Below are 18300 nucleotides of genomic sequence, written 5' to 3'. Positions count from 1 at the left end.
GCGGCGCGCGGGCCCCGTGGCCCAATCGTGACCCGCCGCCCGCGCGCCCCCGTGCGCACCCTCGTCAGCGGTCCGGCCGGGCGACGTTCAGCCGGCGGGTGTGCGGGCCCGTCCACTCCAGGCGCACGACGCCCGCGACCGCGCCGTCGGCGACGCGCGACGGGTCGGCCCAGTACCCGTGGGCCGGGTTGCGGAAGAAGGTCGCCCAGACGTCCCCGTGCTCGTCCACGAACATGTTGTTGTGCCCGGCCCCGACCCCGGCCGTGTACCGCTCGGAGTACGGCCCCTCGAACCGGTCGGCCACGGCGACGATCGCGTCGTACTGGTCCCGCGTCCCCGTGCCCGCCAGGTACGACCAGGCGGGGTCGTCGTCCGTGCCGGTGCGCCACGCCCACGCCGCGTGCACGAGGTAGTAGCGGCCCCGGTACTTCTGCACGTACGCGCCCTCGAGATAGGGCTCGGGCGCGTACGGCGTCTGGGCGAACTCGGGGAGGTCCGTGGGCGTGGTGATGTCCTCCATGTCGTCGGTGAACCGCGCGTACAGGTCGTTGTGCAGCACCAGCCAGGCGGCGTCGTCCTCGGTGAACATGCTGCCGTCGATGTGGTGGTAGGCGCCGGGCTCGATGAACGCCGGCCCGCCGATGAAGGACTCGCCGAACGGCTTCTCCACGTTGCCCTCGGCGAGCCGGTACGGGCCCTCGAGCCCGCCCTCGCTCACGAGCAGGAACGACCCGACCTTCGTCGAGTGGTCGCCCATGCACGCGACGATGTACCAGGTGTCGCGGAAGCGGTGCACCTCGGGCGCCCACACGTTGCCGCGCTTGCCGAACTGGCCGTCGTCGGTCCAGTACTCCTGCCAGGGCGCGACGACGGTCCGACCGAGGGCGTTCTCGCCCACGAACTCCGGCGACCAGACCTTGCCCCTCGTGTGGTCGGGGCGCAGGCCCGTCGTGTCGACGAGCGTCCACGGGCCCTCCAGCGCGGGCGCCGTCCAGAGGTACAGACCGTCGTTCCACGGCCCGGCGGCGGGCCGGCCCGCGGCGCGGGTGGTGCCGGTCGCCACGTAGACCGAGCGGCCGTCCACCTCGAACCGGTTGACGTACGTGTCCCGGATCCAGACCCGGCCCAGGTCGGCGTCCTGCGGCCGCAGCTCGAGGTCGAGCACGAACGAGTTGTCGTCGCGCAGCCACAGCTCGGAGCGGCCGTCGGCCGCGCCGTACGGCTCCGGGTCGGGCCAGGCCGGCGGGAACGGGCCGCCGTGCCCGCCGCCGCCCGCCGGGGACGGCGCGGGTGCCGGAGCCGCCGAGGCCGCCTGCCCGCCCAGCGCCACCGCCGACAGCGCCCCCGCTGCCGCCGCTCCCATGAACTCGCGTCGCTTCATGCCCTCGCTCCTGTTCCCTCGGTCGTGCGGTCGGTCGTGCGATCGGTGCCCGTGAGCCCCGCGGGGACGGGCTGGCTCGGGTGCGGGGCGTCGTCCACCGCGGCCTGGGCGTGCCAGAGGTCGACCTCGAGCCGGGCCCGCACCTCGGCGTACGCCGGGTCGTCGGCCACGTTGCGCAGCTCGTCCGGGTCGAGCTCCAGGTCGAAGAGCTCCCACTCCCCCGGGTAGGTCGACGACCCGGTGCCCGCGAGCCCGAGCCCGTCGTTGTAGTAGTAGACGAGCTTGTACCGCTCGTCCCGGTACCCGTAGTGCGCGGGCGCCCGGTGGTTCCCGTCGTCGTGCTCCCAGTACCGGTAGTAGAAGCCGCGGGGCGCGGGCCCCGGGTCCTCGCCGGCGGACCGGACGCCGCCCAGGTCGCCCCAGAACGAGCGCCCCTGCATCCGCGGGTGCGCGTCGACGCCGACGGCGTCGAGCAGCGTGCGGGCGAGGTCGACGTTCGTCACGATGCCGTCGAAGCCGCCGCCCGCGGGCAGGTGCCGCGGGTACGACAGGACGAACGGCATGCGGATCGACTCCTCGTACATGAACCGCTTGTCGAACCATCCGTGGTCGCCGAGGAAGAACCCCTGGTCCGAGGAGTACATGAGCAGCGTGTCGTCGAACTCGCCGCGCTCCCGCAGCCAGTCCGTCACGCGGCCCACGTTGTCGTCCACCGACGCCACGCAGCGCAGGTAGTCCTCCATGTACCGCTGGTACTTCCACAGCGCGAGCTCGTCGTAGGACAGCCCGGCCGGCGGGTCCGCCTTGAGGTCGGTCTCCGTCAGGTGCTCCGCGACCCGCATCGCCGCCCGCCGCGCCGACGACGTGCGCGTGGCGTAGTCGTCGGTGAACGTCGCCGGCACGGGGATCGGGTCGGCGTACAGGTCGGCGTGCTTCGCGTCGGGCTGCCACGGGCGGTGCGGGGCCTTGTGCCAGATCAGCACGCACCACGGGTCGTCGCCGTCCAGCGACTCGACCCAGCGCAGCGCGAGGTCGGTGATGACGTCCGTGGCGTACCCCGGCTCGGTGCGCAGCCCGCCCGCCGACAGGAACGTCGGGTCGTGGTACTCCCCCTGGTCGATGAGCACGTCCCAGTAGTCGAAGCCCTGCGGGTCGTGCCCCTCCCCGTCGCCCATGTGCCACTTGCCCACGACGGCCGTGCGGTAGCCCGCCGCGCGCAGCTGGGAGACGAACGTCGGCTGGCTCGCGTCGAGCGGCGTCGACAGCGTGGTCACGCCGTTGACGTGCGAGTACGTGCCCGTGAGGATCGAGGCGCGGCTCGGCGAGCACAGCGAGTTCGTCGCGAAGCACCGGTCGAGCCGGCGCCCGAGGCCGGCGATCTCGTCGATCCGCGGCGTCGTGTTCACGACCGACCCGTACGCTCCGATCGCGTGCGCCGCGTGGTCGTCGGTGAGGACCAGGACGACGTTGGGGCGCGTCATGCCGTCGCCTCCTCGCCCGCGTAGGTGGTCTCGTCCAGGCCGGACTGGGTGGGGTCGTGGTCCACCTCGCCCACGTCGTACATGGTCGTCATCCAGTGGTAGAAGTTGTCGCCGCGGTCGCGCAGCACCTGGTACAGGCGCCGCATCATGGCCCGGCGGACCTCGGACATCTCGGGGTGGGCGTAGACGTTGGAGAGCTCGTCCGGGTCGGTGTGCAGGTCGTACAGCTCGTTCGTGGAGTCCGGGTTGACCACGAGCTTGTGCCGGGCGGTGCGCAGCATCCGCTGCGGGTACGGGAAGTGGTGGCCGTGGAACTCGCAGACGATGTCCTCGGCCCAGCCCGCCTGCCCGTCCGGGTGCTCGCCCCGCGCGAGCGGGAGCAGGCTGCGCGAGTCCACCGCGGGCGCGGGGTCGATCCCGGCCAGGTCCAGGATGGTGGCCGTGCAGTCCAGCAGGCTGACGAACTCGGTGCGCACCTGGCCCGCGGGCCCGCCCGGCACGCACAGCAGCCCCGCGGTGCGGTAGATGTCCTCGTACATCGCCGGGCCCTTGTCGTGCAGCCGGTGCGAGCCCGTGAACTCCCCGTGGTCGCTGGTGAAGAACACGGCGGTCGAGCCGACCAGCCCGAGGCGCTCCAGCGCGTCCATGACGCGCCCGATCTCGTGGTCGATCATCGCGACGTAGCCCCAGTACACGGCGATGAGCTTGCGCGTGGTCTCGATCGGCATGGTGTCGAACGTCCAGTGCGCGCTGTAGTTCGCCTGCACCGGCGGTTTGCCCGCGAACGTCTCCGCGATCGAGCGCGGCAGCTCGACGTCCGCCGGGTCGACGAGGTCGAAGTACTCGTCGGGGAGGATGTACGGCAGGTGCGGCCCGAAGAAGTTCAGCTGCACGAAGAAGGGCCGCGCCCCGGACCGGAAGTCGTCCGCGTACCGCTCCAGCATCTCGATCGTGCGCGTCGCCAGGTAGTGCTCGAACGTCGCCTCCAGCGGCTGGTGCAGCCGCGCCGCCAGCAGGTTCCCCGGCCCGCCGTTGGGGAGCGTGCCGCGCACCCGGTCGCTGATCTCGTACGGCGGCAGCCCGCGCTCGGCGAGGTACTCCAGGTAGTCGGGCGCGTCGACCGGGTTGTGCCACGCCGACCCCGGCAGGTCCGGCCCGTCGAAGCCGAACTCCCCGGCGCCGCGCACCGTGCCCGCGTGCCACTTGCCCAGCAGCCCCGTGTTGTACCCGGCGCCCCGCAGCGCCTCGACGAACGTGAACGTCCCGGGCGCCAGGTCCTCCAGGTAGCCCACGTTGCGCTCGTGGTTCGCCAGCACCCGGTGCCGGAACGGCGCCTGCCCGGTGAGCAGGCTGGCCCGTGACGGCGTGCAGATCGCCGTCGGCGTGTACCACCGGTCGAACCGCGTGCCGCCCGCGGCGAGCGCGTCGAGCACCGGGGTCCGCGCCAGCGCGTTCCCGTACGCCCCGAGCGTGTCCGCCCGGTGCTGATCGGTCATGAGGAACAGGACGTTCGTCGGTCCCGCGTCGCCGTCGGTCCCGGCGGGGCGGGGCGCGTGGTTCGCGTCGGCCACGGGCGTCACTCCCCCGCCTTCAGGAACTGGTCGCCCGTGTAGAACTCGCTCGGGTCCACCGCCTCGGGCAGCTGGCCGGCCTGGACGAAGTAGTCCTCCATCCCCGACAGCCAGGTGTCGAAGGTCCCGTCCTTCGTGTACCCGTCGATCTCGTCCAGGCTCAGCACCTGGACGTTCTCGGCGTCGGACGCGACGTCCTCCACGGGGAGGTCGTTGAACTCGGCCGTGAGCTCGATCGTCTCGTCGAGGTGCTCGGCGCGGTAGTCGATGGCCTCGCGGAGCACGGCCAGCGCGCGGTCGACCTTCTCCTGCTCGTCCGCCACGACGTCGTTGCCCGCGACGAACGCCGTCGGGAACGCCACCGTGTCGTCGAAGTCGCTGTTCTTCGCGAGCTCCACCAGGTCCGGCACCTGCTTCTTCACCGTCGCGAGCGCGGGGTACCAGAACCCGGCGCCGTCGACCTTGCCCGCCGAGAGCGCCGCGACGATCGCCGCCGGCTCCATCGGCACGATCTCGACGTCGTCCTTGGTCATCCCCGCGTCCTGGAGGGCCAGGGTGAGGATCATGTCGCCGGACGTGCCCTCGGGGACGGCGACCTTCTTGCCCTTGAGCTCCTCGATCGAGTCGATGCCCGGCTGGGCGACCACGCGGTCGGCCTGGCCGAGGGTGTTCATCGCGACGACCTTGGCCTGGCCGGACGCCGGCAGCCAGAACGCGCCGGGCCCGATGTAGCCGAAGTCGAGGTCGCCGGTGCCGAGGGCCTGGATCTGCAACGGTCCGTTGGTGAACGACGTCGTCTTCACGTCGACGCCGTGCTCCTTCCACATGCCCTGGTCCTCGGCGACGGCGAGCAGGCTGGTGCCGTTGAAGTCCGCGATGTAGCCGAAGTTCACCTCGACGGTGTCGTCGTCGGCGTCCCCGCCCGCGGCGTCGCCGCCCGAGCAGGCCGCGCTCGTGAGGAGCGTGGCGGTGAGGACGGCCGACAGCGCGGCCGCGCGGCGTGAGGTACGGGTGAGTCGCATGAGGGATCGATCCTTCGCGGTGGGTGGGTGCGCGGTCAGCGCCCGGCCGGGGCCGGCGCCTGGTGGTAGACGGAGTGCCAGACCCGGTTGCGCAGCGCGGCGAACTCGGGGCTGAGGCGCACCTCCTCGGTGCGCGGGTACGGCAGGTCGACGTCGACGACGTCGTAGATGCGGCCGGGGCGCGCGGCCATCACCACGACGCGGCGGGCGAGGAAGACCGCCTCGTCGACGTCGTGCGTGATGAACATGACGGTGCGCTTCTCCCGGCTCCAGGTGTCCAGGAGCTGCTCCTGGAGGTTCACGCGGGTGAGCGCGTCGAGCGCCCCGAAGGGCTCGTCCATGAGCAGGATCGACGGGTCGACCGCGTAGGCGCGGGCGATCGCGCAGCGCTGCTTCATCCCGCCGGAGAGCATCTTCGGCAGGGCGTCGGCGAACTGCTCGAGCCCGACGAGCCGGATGAAGTGGTCGGCGCGCTCGCGCCGCTCCGCCCGGCCCAGGCCGGCGACCTTGAGGCCGAACTCGATGTTCTTGCGCACCGTGAGCCAGGGGAACAGCGCGTACTGCTGGAAGATGACGCCGCGCTCGGGCCCGGGGCCGAAGACCTCGGCGCCGTCGACGAGCGCGTGGCCCGACGTCGGCTCCTCGAGCCCGGCGAGGATGTTCATCAGCGTCGACTTGCCGCAGCCCGACGGGCCGACGACGGTGACGAACTCGTTGTCCGCGATGTCGAGCGACACCCCGTCGAGCGCGACGAACTCCTCGTTCCGCAGCGCGAACGTCTTGCGGACGTCGCGGACGGAGATCTTCGCGGTCGCGGCGGGCGCCGCGCCGGGGGCGGTGGGGGTCGTGGTGGTCATCGTCGCTCCTGCCATCCGGTGAGCTTGGTCTCGGCGAGCAGCAGCAGGCGGTCCATCACGAGGCCGAGGATGCCGATGACGACGATGCCGACGAAGATCGTCGCGATGTCGTAGTAGAGCTGCGCCTGCTGCATCCGGTACCCGAGCCCGGCCTGCGCGGCCAGCAGCTCGGCGGCGACGAGCGTCGCCCAGGCGGACCCGAGGCCCACCCGCATGCCGACGAGGATGAACGGGGTGGAGGCCGGCACCACGACCTTGAGGAAGATCGTGCCGTCCTTCGCCCCGAGCACCCGGGCGGCGTTGATGAGGGTGCGGTCGACGCCGACCACGCCCTGGTAGGTGGAGATCACGCAGGCGAGGAACGCCGCGAGGAAGATGACGAAGATCTTCGGCAGCTCGCCGATCCCCATGAGCACGAGCACCAGGGGCAGCAGCGCCAGGGGCGGGATGGTCCGGAAGAACTGGATCCACGGCTCGAGCAGCCCGCGCGCCACCGTGTACCAGCCCATGAGGAAGCCGACGGGGACCGCCACGAGCGAGCCGAGCAGGAAGCCGGTCAGCACGCGCCCGAGGCTGGCCAGCACGTCCTCGGGCAGGGTGCCGTTCGCCCAGAGCTCTGCCGCCTTGCTCGCCACCTCGGGCGGCGTCGGGAACTGGAAGCCGCCCAGGGCGAGCAGCCACCAGACGCCGATGCCTCCCACGATCGAGACGGCGTTCAGGAGCCGCAGCGTCGCGCGGCGCGACATCCTCCGGCGTGGCCGGCCAGCGCCCGAGGGCGCGGGCGACGCGGGTTCGGGGGCGCCCGCGGGAGGCCCGCCGCGGGTCAGGTCGGTGCTCGAGGCGGTCACAGCGCGCTCCTTCTCGGCAGGGGGCGGTCGGCCGCCTCGGGCTCCGGGTAACCGGCGAGCACGGGCGAGCGGTGGAAGAGGGCGGCGAGCGCGCCGAGCGCCCCGCCGCGGTCGCCGAGGCGGCTCGCGCTCACGACGTGCGAGGTGTCCGTCGGCACGGAGGACAGCTCGTAGCGCAGGGTGGCGGCGGCCTGCTCGACGAGGACGGGCGCGAGGTGCGCCACCTCGCCGCCGACGACGACGTCCACCGGGTCCAGCACCATCGCCGCGGCGCCGAGGACCCGCCCCAGCGCCGTGCCGGCCTGCCGCAGCACGGCGTCGACCACGGGGTCGCCCTTGTCGACGGCGGCCGCGAGGTCGCCGAGGTCGTGCACCGCCGCACCGCGGTCACGGCAGGACGCCAGGATCGCCGGGACGGACGCGACCGTCTCCAGGCACCCGCGCTTGCCGCACCGGCACGGCGCGCCGACCGGGTCGGCGGTGACGTGGCCGAGCTCGCCGGAGAAACCGCGGGCGCCACGGACCAGCCGCCCCGCCACGACCAGCCCGCCGCCGACGCCGTCGGACAGGCGCACGTAGAGCAGGTCGCTCGGCCCGTCCGGGCGGGACACGGCCTCCGCGAGCGCGGCGAGCCGGGTGTTGTTGTCGATCACGACGGCGGTGCCGAACCGCTGCGCGAAGGCCTCCTCGACGCCGTCGGGCGTCGCGTGCCGGTTCCAGGCCACCCGGGCGCCCCCCGGGACGCCGCCGGGGTGCGGCCCGGGCACCCCGATCCCGACCGCCTGCAGCGCGCCGAAGTGCAGCCCGTGCTCCTCGACGAGGCGGTCGACGAGGGCGAACGCCTGCTCCAGCCGGGACGGCCAGGGTTCGTCGTCGTACGGCTGCACGCCGGACGCGATGATCTCGTGCGACGCGTCGGCGACGGCGACGTGGACCCGCCGGTGCCCGAAGTCGACGCCCAGGTACTGGCCCGCGCCCGGGTCCAGCGCGAGCCGCTCGGCGGGCCGCCCGCTGCCGACACGGGTGGCGGCGTCGGTGTCCACCACCACGACCGCTCCGCGCTGCAGCAGCCTCGCCGTGATCTCGGACAGCGTGGTGCGGGACAGGCCCACCCGCTTCGCGAGCTCACCGCGGCTCAGCGCGCCACCGGTGCGCAACGCGGCGAGCACCCGCTCCTCGTGGGTGCGCCGCACCAGCGCGTGCACCCCTGTCGTCGTCGACATGGCGGCGACGCTACGAACCGCGGATTTTTCCGTCAATGACCCGACAGAATTCCGCCGCCGGAAGTCCTCGGTCTTGGCAGAATCCGACACACCAGCACCCCCTCCCGCTCGGCGGCCCACCGTCCTCGACATGCGCAAGACCGTAGGCGGGCCGCAATTCCTCCGGCTAGATCCCGACGGAATTCCCTAGTACTTCTATCGGATTTATACATTATGCCGCCGCGCGACGGCACCGCCACGGTGCCCACCTGGTGGTCAGCCCGGCTCGGCCCGGCTCGGCTCGGCTCGGCTCAGCGTGGTTGGATCGTCCCCGTGCGCGCCATGACGTTCGACCGGTTCGGCGGCCAGGTGTCGGTCCGCGAGGTCCCCGAGCCCTCCGCCCCGCGCGGCGGCGTGGTCGTGCGCGTGCATGCCAGCGGGCTGTGCCTCAGCGACTGGCACGCCTGGGCGGGCCACGACACCGACATCACCGTCCTCCCCCACGTGCCCGGCCACGAGCTCGCCGGCGTCGTCGCCGCCGTGGGCGAGGACGTCGAGGGCTGGCGCGTCGGCGACCGCGTGACGGCGCCGTTCGTCTGCGGCTGCGGGCGCTGCGGGTGGTGCCGCGCCGGGCAGTCGCAGGTCTGCCCCGACCAGACCCAGCCGGGGTTCACGCACGCCGGGTCGTTCGCGGAGCTCGTCGTGCTGCACGCCGCCGACGCCAACCTCGTCGCCCTGCCCGACGCCGTGGACGACGCCACCGCCGCGAGCCTCGGGTGCCGCTTCGCGACGGCGTACCGCGCGGTCGCCGCCCGCGCCCGGGTCCGGGCCGAGGAGTGGGTGGTCGTCGTCGGCGCGGGCGGCGTGGGCCTGAGCGCGGTGATGGTCGCCGCCGCGCTCGGCGCGCGCGTGGTCGCCGTCGACCGGCACGACGGCGCGCTCGAGGCCGCCCGCCGGGCGGGCGCCGCCCACACGGTCCGGGCCGACGAGGGCGTCGAGGTGGCGGCCGTCGTGCAGGACCTCACCGGCGGCTGCCACGTGAGCATCGACGCCGTCGGCAGCGAGCGCACCTGCGCCGACGCGATCGGCAGCCTGCGGCGGCACGGGCGGCACGTGCAGGTCGGGCTCCTGCCGCCGGTGGACGGCCACCCGCGCGTCCCGATGTCCCGGGTGATCGCCTGGGAGCTCGAGGTGCTCGGCAGCCACGGCATGGCCGCCGCCGACTACCCGGAGATGCTCGCGCGCGTCGCCGCCGGCACGCTGCGGCCCGGCGACCTCGTCGACCGCGTCGTCGACCTCGAGGAGGGGGCCGTCCTGCTGCCCGGGCTGCACGACGCGCCGCGCGCCGGGATGGTCGTCGTCGACCCGCGCCGCTGACCCGGCCGCCCGGCGTCGCGGAGATCACCCCGCGAACGGGCGCGACGGCGTGGCCCTCCCCCGCGCGCCCGGATATGCTGGCCGACGGCCTGAGCAGCAGCGGCGACCGCCGCAGACCACGAGGGAGGTGCACGCACATGACCCGTAGCGAGCCTCCCAGTAGTCCGAGCCGCGACTGACGGCTCCCGCCCGCGTCCGCGGGCGGTCACGGCGCGCGCGAGCACCGCTCCCCCGCGCCGACTCCTTCTCGAGCGCCCCAGGGCGCCGCGCCGCAGTCGCGGGACCGACGCACGCAGCCCGTCGCCCCTGCACGCCCTCGGAGTCCCTCATGTCCGTCACGCCTGCCCGCACGTCCACCCCCCGCACCCTGCGTGGCCGCCCGCTCCTCGGCGCGCTGCGCCCCCGTCGGCTCGACCCGGCGAGCGGTACCGGCGGCCGCCTCGGGCGCTCCCGCCACGACGCGGACCGCCCGGACGGCGACCCCACGGCCCGCCGCGGCCTGCCCGGCCGCTCGTCGATCGTCGAGTCCGCCCTGTACGACGCGGACGGCCGCCGCATCGCCGGCTTCACCCGGCTCGCCGACACCTTCCGCGAGCTGCGCTCGCACCCCGGCGGCATGGCCTGGATCGGCCTGGAGCGCCCCGACGAGAACGAGCTCGCGTCGCTCGCGCGCGAGTTCGACCTGCACCCCCTCGCCGTCGAGGACGCGATCGTGGCGCACCAGCGACCCAAGATCGAGCGGTACGGCGACACCCTGTTCGTCGTCCTGCACGCGGCGCGGTACGTCGACGCGACCGAGGAGGTCGAGTTCTCCGAGCTGCACGTGTTCGTCGGCCCGGACTTCGTCGTCACCGTCCGGCACGGCGCCTGCCCGGACCTCGCGGCCGTGCGTACCCACCTCGAGGCGCACCCGGCCATGCTGGCCCGGGGCCCCGAGTCCGTGCTCTACGCGATCGTGGACCGCGTCGTCGACGACTACGCGCCCGTCGTCGCCGGCCTCGACGGCGACATCGACGAGATCGAGTCCGAGGTCTTCGGCGGCGACGCGGCGGTGTCGCGCCGGATCTACGAGCTGTCCCGCGAGGTGGTCGAGTTCCAGCGCGCGGTGCGGCCGCTGCAGCGCGTGTGCCTGTCGCTCGCCAAGGGCGCCGAGAAGTACGGCGTCACCGAGGAGATGCAGGCCTACCTGCGCGACGTCGCCGACCACCTCACCGAGGTCGCCGACCGGGTCGAGTCGTTCCGCGCCGCCCTGCGGGACATCCTCACCGTCAACGCGACGCTCGTGGCCCAGCGGCAGAACGAGGAGATGACGCACCTCACCGAGGTGAGCATCCGCCAGGGCGAGGAGGTCAAGAAGATCTCCGGCTGGGCGGCCATCCTGTTCGCCCCCACTCTGGTCGGCACGGTCTACGGCATGAACTTCGACGTCATGCCCGAGACGCACTGGTCGTGGGGCTACCCGGCGGCGCTCGTCGCCATGCTCGGCGTCAGCGTGGCGCTGTTCGCGGTGTTCCGCGGGAAGCGCTGGATCTGACCGGCTGCGCGTCATGACGCACGCCGCGGGTGCGGTCGCTAGGGTCGCGGGGTGATCTCCACCCCGGCGCCCGCACCCGGCACCCCGACCACCGACCACGGCGGCCTCAACCCCGCGACCCGCACCCTGCTGTCCCTCGGCGCCGCCGTGCTGGTCCTCGCGGGGATGTACTGGGCGTCGGACGTCCTGTCGCCGGTGTTCCTCGCCGCGGTGATCGTCATCATCTGCCACCCGGTGCGGCGCCCGCTCGAGGCCCGGGGCTGGCCGCGGTGGCTGGCGACGACGGCCGTCATCGTGGTCGCGTACCTCATCCTGGCGGCGCTGCTCGCGATGCTCGTGTTCGCCGGCTTCCAGTTCGCCGGCCTCGTGCGCGAGTACCTCGGCGAGCTGCAGCAGTCGGTCGACGACGTCGCGGCACAGCTGTCCGCCCTCGGCCTCGACGCCCAGATCGCCGACGCCGCGACCTCGTTCCTGGAGCCGTCCCGCGTGCTCGCCGTGGCGGGGAGCGTGAGCAGCATGGTCCTGTCGATCGCGACCGCGCTCTTCTTCGTCCTGGCGTACGCGATCTTCATGGCCGCCGACGCCGCCCGGTACGCGACCGCCTCCCGCGTGTTCGGGGCCTCGCACGGCGCGCAGATCGCGCGGGCCACCCGGTTCAGCTCGGGGGTGCGGCGCTATTTCGTGGTGAACGCGTCGTTCGGCGCGGTCGTCGCCGTCGTCGACGGCTTCGCGCTGGCACTGCTCGGCGTCCCCGCGCCGGTCGTGTGGGCGATCCTCGCGTTCGTCACCAACTTCATCCCCAACATCGGCTTCGTGCTCGGCCTCATCCCGCCGGTCATCATGGCGTTCGTCGTGGGCGGCTGGCCGCTGGCCCTGGCGGTCGGGGCGGTCTACTGCGTGGTGAACGTCGTGCTCCAGGTGCTGGTGCAGCCGAAGTTCGTCTCCGACGCGGTGAGCCTGAGCCTCACGCTGAGCTTCGTGTCCGTGGTCTTCTGGACCTTCGTCATCGGGCCGCTCGGCGCGATCCTCGCCATCCCGCTGACCCTGCTGGTGCGGGCGCTCGTGCTGGAGGGCGACCCGCGCGCCGTGTGGCTGCGCTGGCTCTCCGGCGACGACGTGCCCCCGGCCGACGAGCTCCCCGCCGCGGTCGCGGTCCCGGCGCTCGCCGCGGCTCCCGCGGCCGGCACGGTGACGAGCGCTCCGGACCGCGCACCCTCGCACCCCGCCGTCGAGCGCGTCCGTGCGGCGCTCGACGCGGCCGGCGCCGACGGCGAGATCCGCTGGCTCGACGACCACGCCACCACGGCCGCCCGCGCCGCCGAGGCCCTCGGCGTGCCCGTCGCGGCCATCGCGAACTCGCTGGTCTTCACGCTCGACGACGAGGCGGTCCTGGTCATGACCAGCGGCGGCCACCGCGTCGACACCGACTTCCTGGGCGCGCGCCTCGGCGGGCGGCTCGCCCGGGCCGGCAAGGAGACCGTCCGCGACGCCACCGGTCAGGTGATCGGCGGCGTCGCCCCCGTGGGACACCCGGCCCCGGTGCGCACGCTCGTCGACGTCGACCTGCGCGACCACGACGTCGTGTGGGCCGCCGCGGGGCACGCGAAGACGGTCTTCCCGACGTCGTTCGACGAGCTGGTGCGGATCACGGGCGGCACGCCCACCCCGGTCGCGCCGCCCGCGGAGTGACCCGGTTCCTCAGCGACCGAGCGCGGCCAGCGCCGCGTCCGCCATCGCGCTCTCGCCCCGCGCGTTGGGGTGCACGGGCACCACGTTGGTGCCGAACAGCAGGGGCTCCACCCAGCGCTCCCGCGCGGGGGCGCAGGCGTCGTGACCCTCGCTGCGCTCCGCGAGGTCGACGTACGTCGTGCCCGTCTCGTGGGCCGCGCGCTCGATGACGCCGTTCAGGGTGGCCTGCAGGTCGCGCAGGTAGGGCACGTCCCCTGCCGCGACGGGCAGCTTCGCGAAGCAGCCCTTCTCGGCGGGCAGGATCCAGGGGTAGCCGAGGATCACGACCTCGGCGTGCGGGGCCCGCGCCCGGATGTCCGCGAGCGCCTGCCGGACGGCCGGGTACGTGGACTCCTCCACCTGGCTCGTGAACCGGTCGCCGTACGTCTTCTCGCACGGATTGCCGTGGCCCGCGCTGAGGGCTCCGACCGAGCCGCAGGCCAGCAGGGCCCCGATGAAGGTGCTGTTGTCGTTGCCGCCGATCGTGAGGGTGACCAGGTCGGTGTCCTCGGACAGCGCGTCGAGCTGCGGCGCGACGCCGGGGTGCTGGGACTCGGCGAGGTGGGAGGTCTGCGCGGCTCCGCACGTGACGTCGACCAGGTCCACGTCCAGGCGGTCGGCGACGAAGTGCGGGTAGTTGAGGGTGGAGCGCAGGCAGGCGAGCGGGGCCTCCAGGTCCGCCGGCAGGATGCCGGACCCGGCCGAGTACGAGTCGCCGAGCGCCACGTACTGCTGCGGGTCGGGCGCCGCCCCGGCGGGGGCGGCCGCCGCGACGATCGCGGCGGTGGCGACGGCGAGGGCGGAGAGCGCGGCGCCGGCGCGCCTGCTCGGCCGGGCGGTGCGGTGGCTGTGACGTGCGTGGTGCATGAGACAACTCCCTTGTATGTCCGCAGGCGCTCGTCATCGAACGCCGAGACCGAGTATCACGACCTGCGACGCCGTCTACCACGCGACGCGCCGCACATCCTTGCCTCCGGCACCCGCCTGCCTCGGGAAGGCCGGGGCACGCCCCGGCGCTGCGCCTACCAGCCGCGCAGCCGCTCGGGGACCGCGCGCAGCAGCACCGCGTACTGGGCGTGGAACTCCTCGGGCGTCGTCCCGAGCCGGCGGATCGCCGCCGCGTACTTGCGGTCGAACGCCGCGACCTGGTCGGGGGCGAGGCCCACGTCGTCGACGTCCGCCCGGCCGAGGAGGACGACGACGTCGTCGCCGACCGCGTCGGTGCCGAAGTGCAGCGCCACCCGCGGCGCGCGGCGCACGTTGCGCAGCTTCGCCGTCCCCGGCCGGGAGACGATCAGGAGCTCGCCGCCGCCCGCCGCGCCCCCCGGCTCCCAGAGGAACCACACGGGCGTGGGCTGCGGCGTCCCCGCCGGGTCGACGGTGGTCAGCCACACGACCTCTTCGGTGCGCAGTCGCTCGGCGGCACGTCGCCCGTGGGTCGTGGAGAGGTCGATGGTCGCGGAGGCTGTCATGGGAGCAGGCTGGCAGACACCCGCCGACCGGCCGCGCCGGCACCCCTCGACACGCCGGGCGGGTGCGCCGCGGCGCGCCTAGCGTGAGGACCGGAACGACGCCCGCTGCCCCGCCCACGGCAAGGAGCACGACGATGGCTCACGGCGACATCACGCACATCGACATCCCCGTCACGGACACCGACCGTGCCAAGGGGTTCTACTCCGGCCTGTTCGGCTGGCAGATCGCGGAGCCTCCCGGTTTCGAGGGCTATCCCATGTGGCGCGCGCCCAACCAGATCAGCGGCGGCGGGCTCGCGCCGCGCAGCGAGGGCTTCGTCCAGCCGCGCAGCTACGTCGAGGTGGACTCGATCGACGACGCCCTCGCCAAGGCGACCGAGCTGGGCGGCACGGTGGTCATGGCCAAGTCCGAGATCAGCCCGACCAGCTGGTGGGCCGTGCTCGAGGACCCGGACGGCAACAGCGTCGGACTGTACGAGGGCACCACGGACGCCGGCTGACGGCCGAGCGCTCAGCGGGCGAACAGCACCCGGCCGTCGGGGTCGCCGTCGCGCCGCGGTCGCAGCGCGGCCGGCGCCGGCCACGGCAGCGCGAACCGCTCGACGGCCACGTCGATCGCGCCGAAGTCGTCGGTCTGCACGACCACCCGGCCGGGCGTGACCTCGACGAGCCGCACCCGCAGCGGCTCGTCGCCGTCCCGCTCGAGCATCCAGACGTCCGCCATCCACGTCAGGCCGGCCTCCTCGAGCGCCTCCTCCGCGGCGGTCCAGTCGAGCGGCCCGCTGACGTCCCTCCCGAGCAGTGACACAGCCACCCAGTCGTCGCCGACGGGGCGGAGCCAGCCGAGCGCCTCGCGGTCGTCGGGGCGGCGGTGCTCGATCCAGTCGGCGGGCAGGCCGGTGGGTGTCTCGGGCGCAGGCATGCCGGCACCGTAGGCGACCACGCACCTCCGCCGCGAGCGGAATCCCCCGAACTACCTCGCGAAGTCTCGAACTACCTCGCGGACACCTGGACTACCTCGGCGAGCCGGCGCGTCCGGCGGCGAGCCCGCGAGCATAGGCCTCGGCGCTGCCCTCGCGGAAGAGGTCGTCGGCGCTGGGGCGCACCAGCGTGCGGGCGCCGGGCCCGTCGGCGTCGGGCCCCTCCCCCGCGCGCACGTGCCGGGCGACCCCGCGCACGACGGCCACCGGGCGGCCGTCGGCCTTGCCGCGCACCAGCTCGGAGGCGGCGGCGACCTCGTCGGCCACGGCCGTGACGGTCACGGCGAGCGGGCGACCGTGCGCGTCCACGCCGCCGCGCAGGTCGTCCACGACGTCGACCCCTGCCGCGCCGATCGCGATGTCGGTGAGCCCGTCGCGCCACGGCCGGCCCGCGGTGTCGGTGACGACGACCCCGAGCCGGTCCAGCCCGAACCGCTCGCGCAGGGCGGCCCGCAGCGCGCGGGCCGACGCGTCCGGGTCCTCCGGCAGCAGCAGCACCGTGCCCTCGGGCGTGTTCGACGCGTCGACGCCTGCCGCGGCCATCACCAGGCCGAGCCGGTTCTCGACGATGCGCAGCGGGGACAACCCGCCCGGCCGCTCGCGCGTCGCGACCACCCGCACGGTCTCGTCGGTGATCGCCTGCTCGCGGTCGTCCGCGTGCACCACGCGCCCCTCGGCCTTCGAGACGATCTTCGACGTCACGACGACGACGTCGCCCTCGGCGACCGGGTCGCCCGAGGCCGCGCCGTCGGCCGCGAGCGCGTCGCCGACGAGGCGCGCGAGGTCGTCGCCGGGTCGCACCTCGGGCACGCCCTCGGGCGCCCAGGCGACCAGCCGGGGAGCGGTCACCGGCCGAGCTTCGGGAGCACATCGCGGCCGAAGACCTCGATCCACTCCTTCTGGTTGCGCCCCACGTTGTGCAGGTAGATGCGGTCGAAGCCGAGGTCGACGTACTTCTGGATGGCGGCGCGGTGCTCGTCCGGGTCGGAGGAGATCACCATGCGGCCCTCGAAGTCCTCCGGGCGCACCAGCTTCGCCATCTGCGCGAAGTCGTGCGGCGAGCGGATGTCGGCCTTGGGGAACTTCATGCCGCCGTTGGGCCACTCCGTCATCGCGTTGGCCATGGCCTCCTCGTCGGTCGGCGCCCAGGACATGTGCACCTGCAGCACCTTCGGCATCCCCTCGGGGTCGCGGCCCGACTCGCGCACGCCGTCGTCGAACTTGCCGAACAGCATCTCGATCTTCTCCAGCGGCGCCCCGACGGTGATGAGGCCGTCGGCGTGCTTGCCGGCCCGCTTGGCGGTGATCGGCCCGGCCGTGGCGACGAGGATCTCCGGCGGCACCTCGGGCATGGTCCACAGCCGCGTGGACTCCATCTTGTAGTACTGCCCCGAGTGCTTGACGTCCTTGCCGTCGATGCCCGACGCGAAGAGCTTCTTGATGATGTCGATGGCCTCGAACATGCGGTTGATCCGCTCCGGGGCCTCCGGCCAGTAGCCGGCCACGACGTGCTCGTTGAGCGCCTCGCCCGACCCGAGCCCGAGCCAGTGCCGGCCGGGGTACATGGCGGCGAGCGTGGCCGAGGCCTGCGCCACCATCGCGGGGTGCCAGCGGAACGTCGGCGCGGTGACGCCCGGGCCGAGGTCGCCGCGCGTGCGCTCGCCGAGCGCCGTCAGCACGTTCCACACGAAGGCCGCCTCGCCCTGCTGGGGCACCCACGGCTGGAAGTGGTCGGCGGCCATGACGCCGGAGAAGCCGTGCTCCTCCGCGTACGCCGAGTAGTCGACGACCTCGGTGGGGTGGAACTGCTCGAGCATCGCGGCATAGCCGATGGTCAGGTCGGGGTTCGCAGCCATGGTCCCGACCCTATCCCCGTCGGCGGACGGGGTACGTGGTACCGACCCGGGCCGGTCAGCCCAGGCGCTTGGCGAAGAAGTGCTCGGCGTACGGGTTGTCGTTGTACCGCGCGACGCGGCGGTAGCCGGCGCGCTCGTACATCGCGACCGCCTCGGTCAGCGACCCGTTCGTGTCGAGCCGCACCTCGTGGTGCCCGAGGTCGCGGCTGACCCCCTCCAGGTGGCGCAGCAGCCGCGAGCCCAGGCCGGCGCCGCGCCAGCCCGGGTGCACCCACATCCGCTTGATCTCCCCCACGCCGGCACCCAGCGACCGGACGCCGCCGCACGCGACGGGCTCGCCGTCGCTCGTCGCGACGACGAACGCTCCCGACGGCGTGGCGAGGCCCGCCGCGTCGGGGTCGGCCGTCGTCGCGGCGGGGCCCGGGTCGAACCCCCCGGGGAACCGTTCGTCGAGCTCTTGCACGTACGCCGCCACGGCCGTCCGCGCGAGATCTGACGTCGGGTCCACGCGCTCGAGCGTGACGGTGGCCGCGCGGACCAGGAGGTCGGCCTCGGCGAGCGCCGCCGCCAGGCGGGCGCGCTGGCGCGGCGTGAGGGGCGCGACGAGGTCGCGCGCGCGGTCCACCGACCGGCGCTCGAGGTCCGCCCAGGCGCGGCGACCGGCGGCCGTGAGGTCGACGCGGCGCCGGCGGCGGTCGTCGTCGTCCGGCACGACCACGGCGAGGCCGTCCGACTCCAGCCGCCGCAGCAACCGGCTCAGGTACCCCGAGTCCAGGCCGAGGCGCGCGCGCAGGTCGCGCGTGGTGCCGGGCTCGGTGCCGATCTCGAACAGCAGCCGGGCCGTCCCGAGCGGCATCCCCGTGCCCAGGAACGAGTCCTCGAGCGCGCCCACGCGCTGCGTGTAGCTGCGGTTGAACCGCCGCACGACGTCCACCGGCCCGGCGACGTCGTCGGCGGCGCCCTTCCCTGCTGTTCCCATATCTCTGACTCT

Annotated in this window: 17 protein-coding genes and 1 pseudogene; 5 read left to right on the top strand and 13 right to left on the bottom strand. The window is 73.9% G+C overall.

The genetic code is table 11. From position 1 onward, the window contains the following. Window positions 1-64: 64 nt before the first annotated feature. Genes ACQFYA_RS08145 through ACQFYA_RS08115 form a run of 7 tightly spaced genes read right to left on the bottom strand, consistent with a single transcriptional unit; the run spans window position 65 to window position 8383 of the window. On the bottom strand, window positions 65-1381 hold the full coding sequence (locus ACQFYA_RS08145) for a family 43 glycosylhydrolase (protein WP_499122880.1): 1317 nt from the start codon (window positions 1379-1381) through the stop codon (window positions 65-67). Then, window positions 1378-2862 carry a sulfatase family protein gene (locus tag ACQFYA_RS08140; RefSeq protein WP_499122878.1) on the bottom strand — a complete coding sequence of 495 codons (1485 nt, stop codon included), beginning with the start codon at window positions 2860-2862 and terminating at the stop codon, window positions 1378-1380. Before ACQFYA_RS08140 ends, ACQFYA_RS08145 begins: the two co-directional genes overlap by 4 nt. Further along, window positions 2859-4433, bottom strand: a complete 1575-nt coding sequence (locus tag ACQFYA_RS08135) for a sulfatase family protein (RefSeq protein ID WP_499122875.1) — start codon at window positions 4431-4433, stop codon at window positions 2859-2861. The genes ACQFYA_RS08140 and ACQFYA_RS08135 overlap by 4 nt, the downstream gene beginning before the upstream one ends. A 5-nt stretch (window positions 4434-4438) precedes the next feature. Next, the gene (locus ACQFYA_RS08130) at window positions 4439-5455 is read right to left on the bottom strand and encodes an aliphatic sulfonate ABC transporter substrate-binding protein (RefSeq protein WP_499122874.1); all 1017 of its coding nucleotides are present in this window, start codon (window positions 5453-5455) and stop codon (window positions 4439-4441) included. A gap of 35 nt (window positions 5456-5490) precedes the next feature. Continuing rightward, on the bottom strand, window positions 5491-6312 hold the full coding sequence (locus ACQFYA_RS08125; RefSeq protein WP_499122871.1) for an ABC transporter ATP-binding protein: 822 nt from the start codon (window positions 6310-6312) through the stop codon (window positions 5491-5493). Further along, window positions 6309-7160, bottom strand: coding sequence for an ABC transporter permease (locus ACQFYA_RS08120; RefSeq protein ID WP_499122869.1), 852 nt, complete (start codon window positions 7158-7160; stop codon window positions 6309-6311). The genes ACQFYA_RS08125 and ACQFYA_RS08120 overlap by 4 nt, the downstream gene beginning before the upstream one ends. Then, complete coding sequence (locus ACQFYA_RS08115; protein WP_499122866.1) at window positions 7157-8383, bottom strand: ROK family transcriptional regulator; 1227 nt, start codon at window positions 8381-8383, stop codon at window positions 7157-7159. The genes ACQFYA_RS08120 and ACQFYA_RS08115 overlap by 4 nt, the downstream gene beginning before the upstream one ends. Before the next feature lie 312 nt (window positions 8384-8695). On the opposite strand from ACQFYA_RS08115, the gene ACQFYA_RS08110 reads away from it, so the two are divergent. The 4 genes and pseudogenes from ACQFYA_RS08110 (at window position 8696) to ACQFYA_RS08095 (ending at window position 12962) form a co-directional block, all read left to right on the top strand. Further along, complete coding sequence (locus ACQFYA_RS08110) at window positions 8696-9739, top strand: zinc-binding dehydrogenase (protein ID WP_499122864.1); 1044 nt, start codon at window positions 8696-8698, stop codon at window positions 9737-9739. A 328-nt stretch (window positions 9740-10067) separates the two neighbouring features. After that, a complete protein-coding gene (gene corA, locus ACQFYA_RS08105; protein WP_499122862.1) occupies window positions 10068-11273 on the top strand; it encodes a magnesium/cobalt transporter CorA in 1206 nt (401 codons plus the stop codon). A gap of 51 nt (window positions 11274-11324) precedes the next feature. Then, a pseudogene (locus tag ACQFYA_RS08100) lies at window positions 11325-12326 on the top strand (AI-2E family transporter); the annotation flags it as partial. 135 nt (window positions 12327-12461) lie between these two features. Then, on the top strand, window positions 12462-12962 hold the full coding sequence (locus ACQFYA_RS08095) for a YbaK/EbsC family protein (protein WP_499127478.1): 501 nt from the start codon (window positions 12462-12464) through the stop codon (window positions 12960-12962). Window positions 12963-12971: 9 nt separating this feature from the next. Here the strand turns inward: ACQFYA_RS08095 and ACQFYA_RS08090 are convergent, their stop codons facing one another. Together ACQFYA_RS08090 and ACQFYA_RS08085 are read right to left on the bottom strand one after the other, a co-directional pair. Beyond that, the gene (locus ACQFYA_RS08090; protein ID WP_499122859.1) at window positions 12972-13868 is read right to left on the bottom strand and encodes an SGNH/GDSL hydrolase family protein; all 897 of its coding nucleotides are present in this window, start codon (window positions 13866-13868) and stop codon (window positions 12972-12974) included. Window positions 13869-14023: 155 nt separating this feature from the next. Then, window positions 14024-14473, bottom strand: a complete 450-nt coding sequence (locus tag ACQFYA_RS08085) for a TIGR03667 family PPOX class F420-dependent oxidoreductase (protein WP_499122856.1) — start codon at window positions 14471-14473, stop codon at window positions 14024-14026. A gap of 134 nt (window positions 14474-14607) precedes the next feature. Between ACQFYA_RS08085 and ACQFYA_RS08080 the strand changes: the two genes are divergently transcribed. Then, window positions 14608-14973 carry a VOC family protein gene (locus ACQFYA_RS08080; RefSeq protein ID WP_499122855.1) on the top strand — a complete coding sequence of 122 codons (366 nt, stop codon included), beginning with the start codon at window positions 14608-14610 and terminating at the stop codon, window positions 14971-14973. A gap of 11 nt (window positions 14974-14984) precedes the next feature. On the opposite strand, the gene ACQFYA_RS08075 is transcribed toward ACQFYA_RS08080, so the two are convergent. The 4 genes from ACQFYA_RS08075 to ACQFYA_RS08060 form a co-directional block, all read right to left on the bottom strand. Continuing rightward, window positions 14985-15395, bottom strand: coding sequence for a hypothetical protein (locus tag ACQFYA_RS08075; protein ID WP_499122853.1), 411 nt, complete (start codon window positions 15393-15395; stop codon window positions 14985-14987). A gap of 91 nt (window positions 15396-15486) precedes the next feature. Further along, window positions 15487-16302, bottom strand: coding sequence for a coenzyme F420-0:L-glutamate ligase (cofE, locus tag ACQFYA_RS08070; RefSeq protein ID WP_499122850.1), 816 nt, complete (start codon window positions 16300-16302; stop codon window positions 15487-15489). After that, complete coding sequence (locus ACQFYA_RS08065) at window positions 16299-17309, bottom strand: TIGR03557 family F420-dependent LLM class oxidoreductase (protein ID WP_499122847.1); 1011 nt, start codon at window positions 17307-17309, stop codon at window positions 16299-16301. Before ACQFYA_RS08065 ends, cofE begins: the two co-directional genes overlap by 4 nt. Window positions 17310-17364: 55 nt before the next feature. Then, window positions 17365-18288, bottom strand: a complete 924-nt coding sequence (locus ACQFYA_RS08060) for a bifunctional helix-turn-helix transcriptional regulator/GNAT family N-acetyltransferase (protein WP_499122845.1) — start codon at window positions 18286-18288, stop codon at window positions 17365-17367. Window positions 18289-18300 lie beyond the last annotated feature (12 nt).

Origin of the sequence: Promicromonospora sp. Marseille-Q5078 (assembly GCF_050315395.1) — a bacterium.
In the GTDB taxonomy this organism is placed as follows: domain Bacteria; phylum Actinomycetota; class Actinomycetes; order Actinomycetales; family Cellulomonadaceae; genus Isoptericola.
Note: the sequence above shows the minus strand (reverse complement) of the source record. Positions and strands in the feature narration are given on the sequence as shown.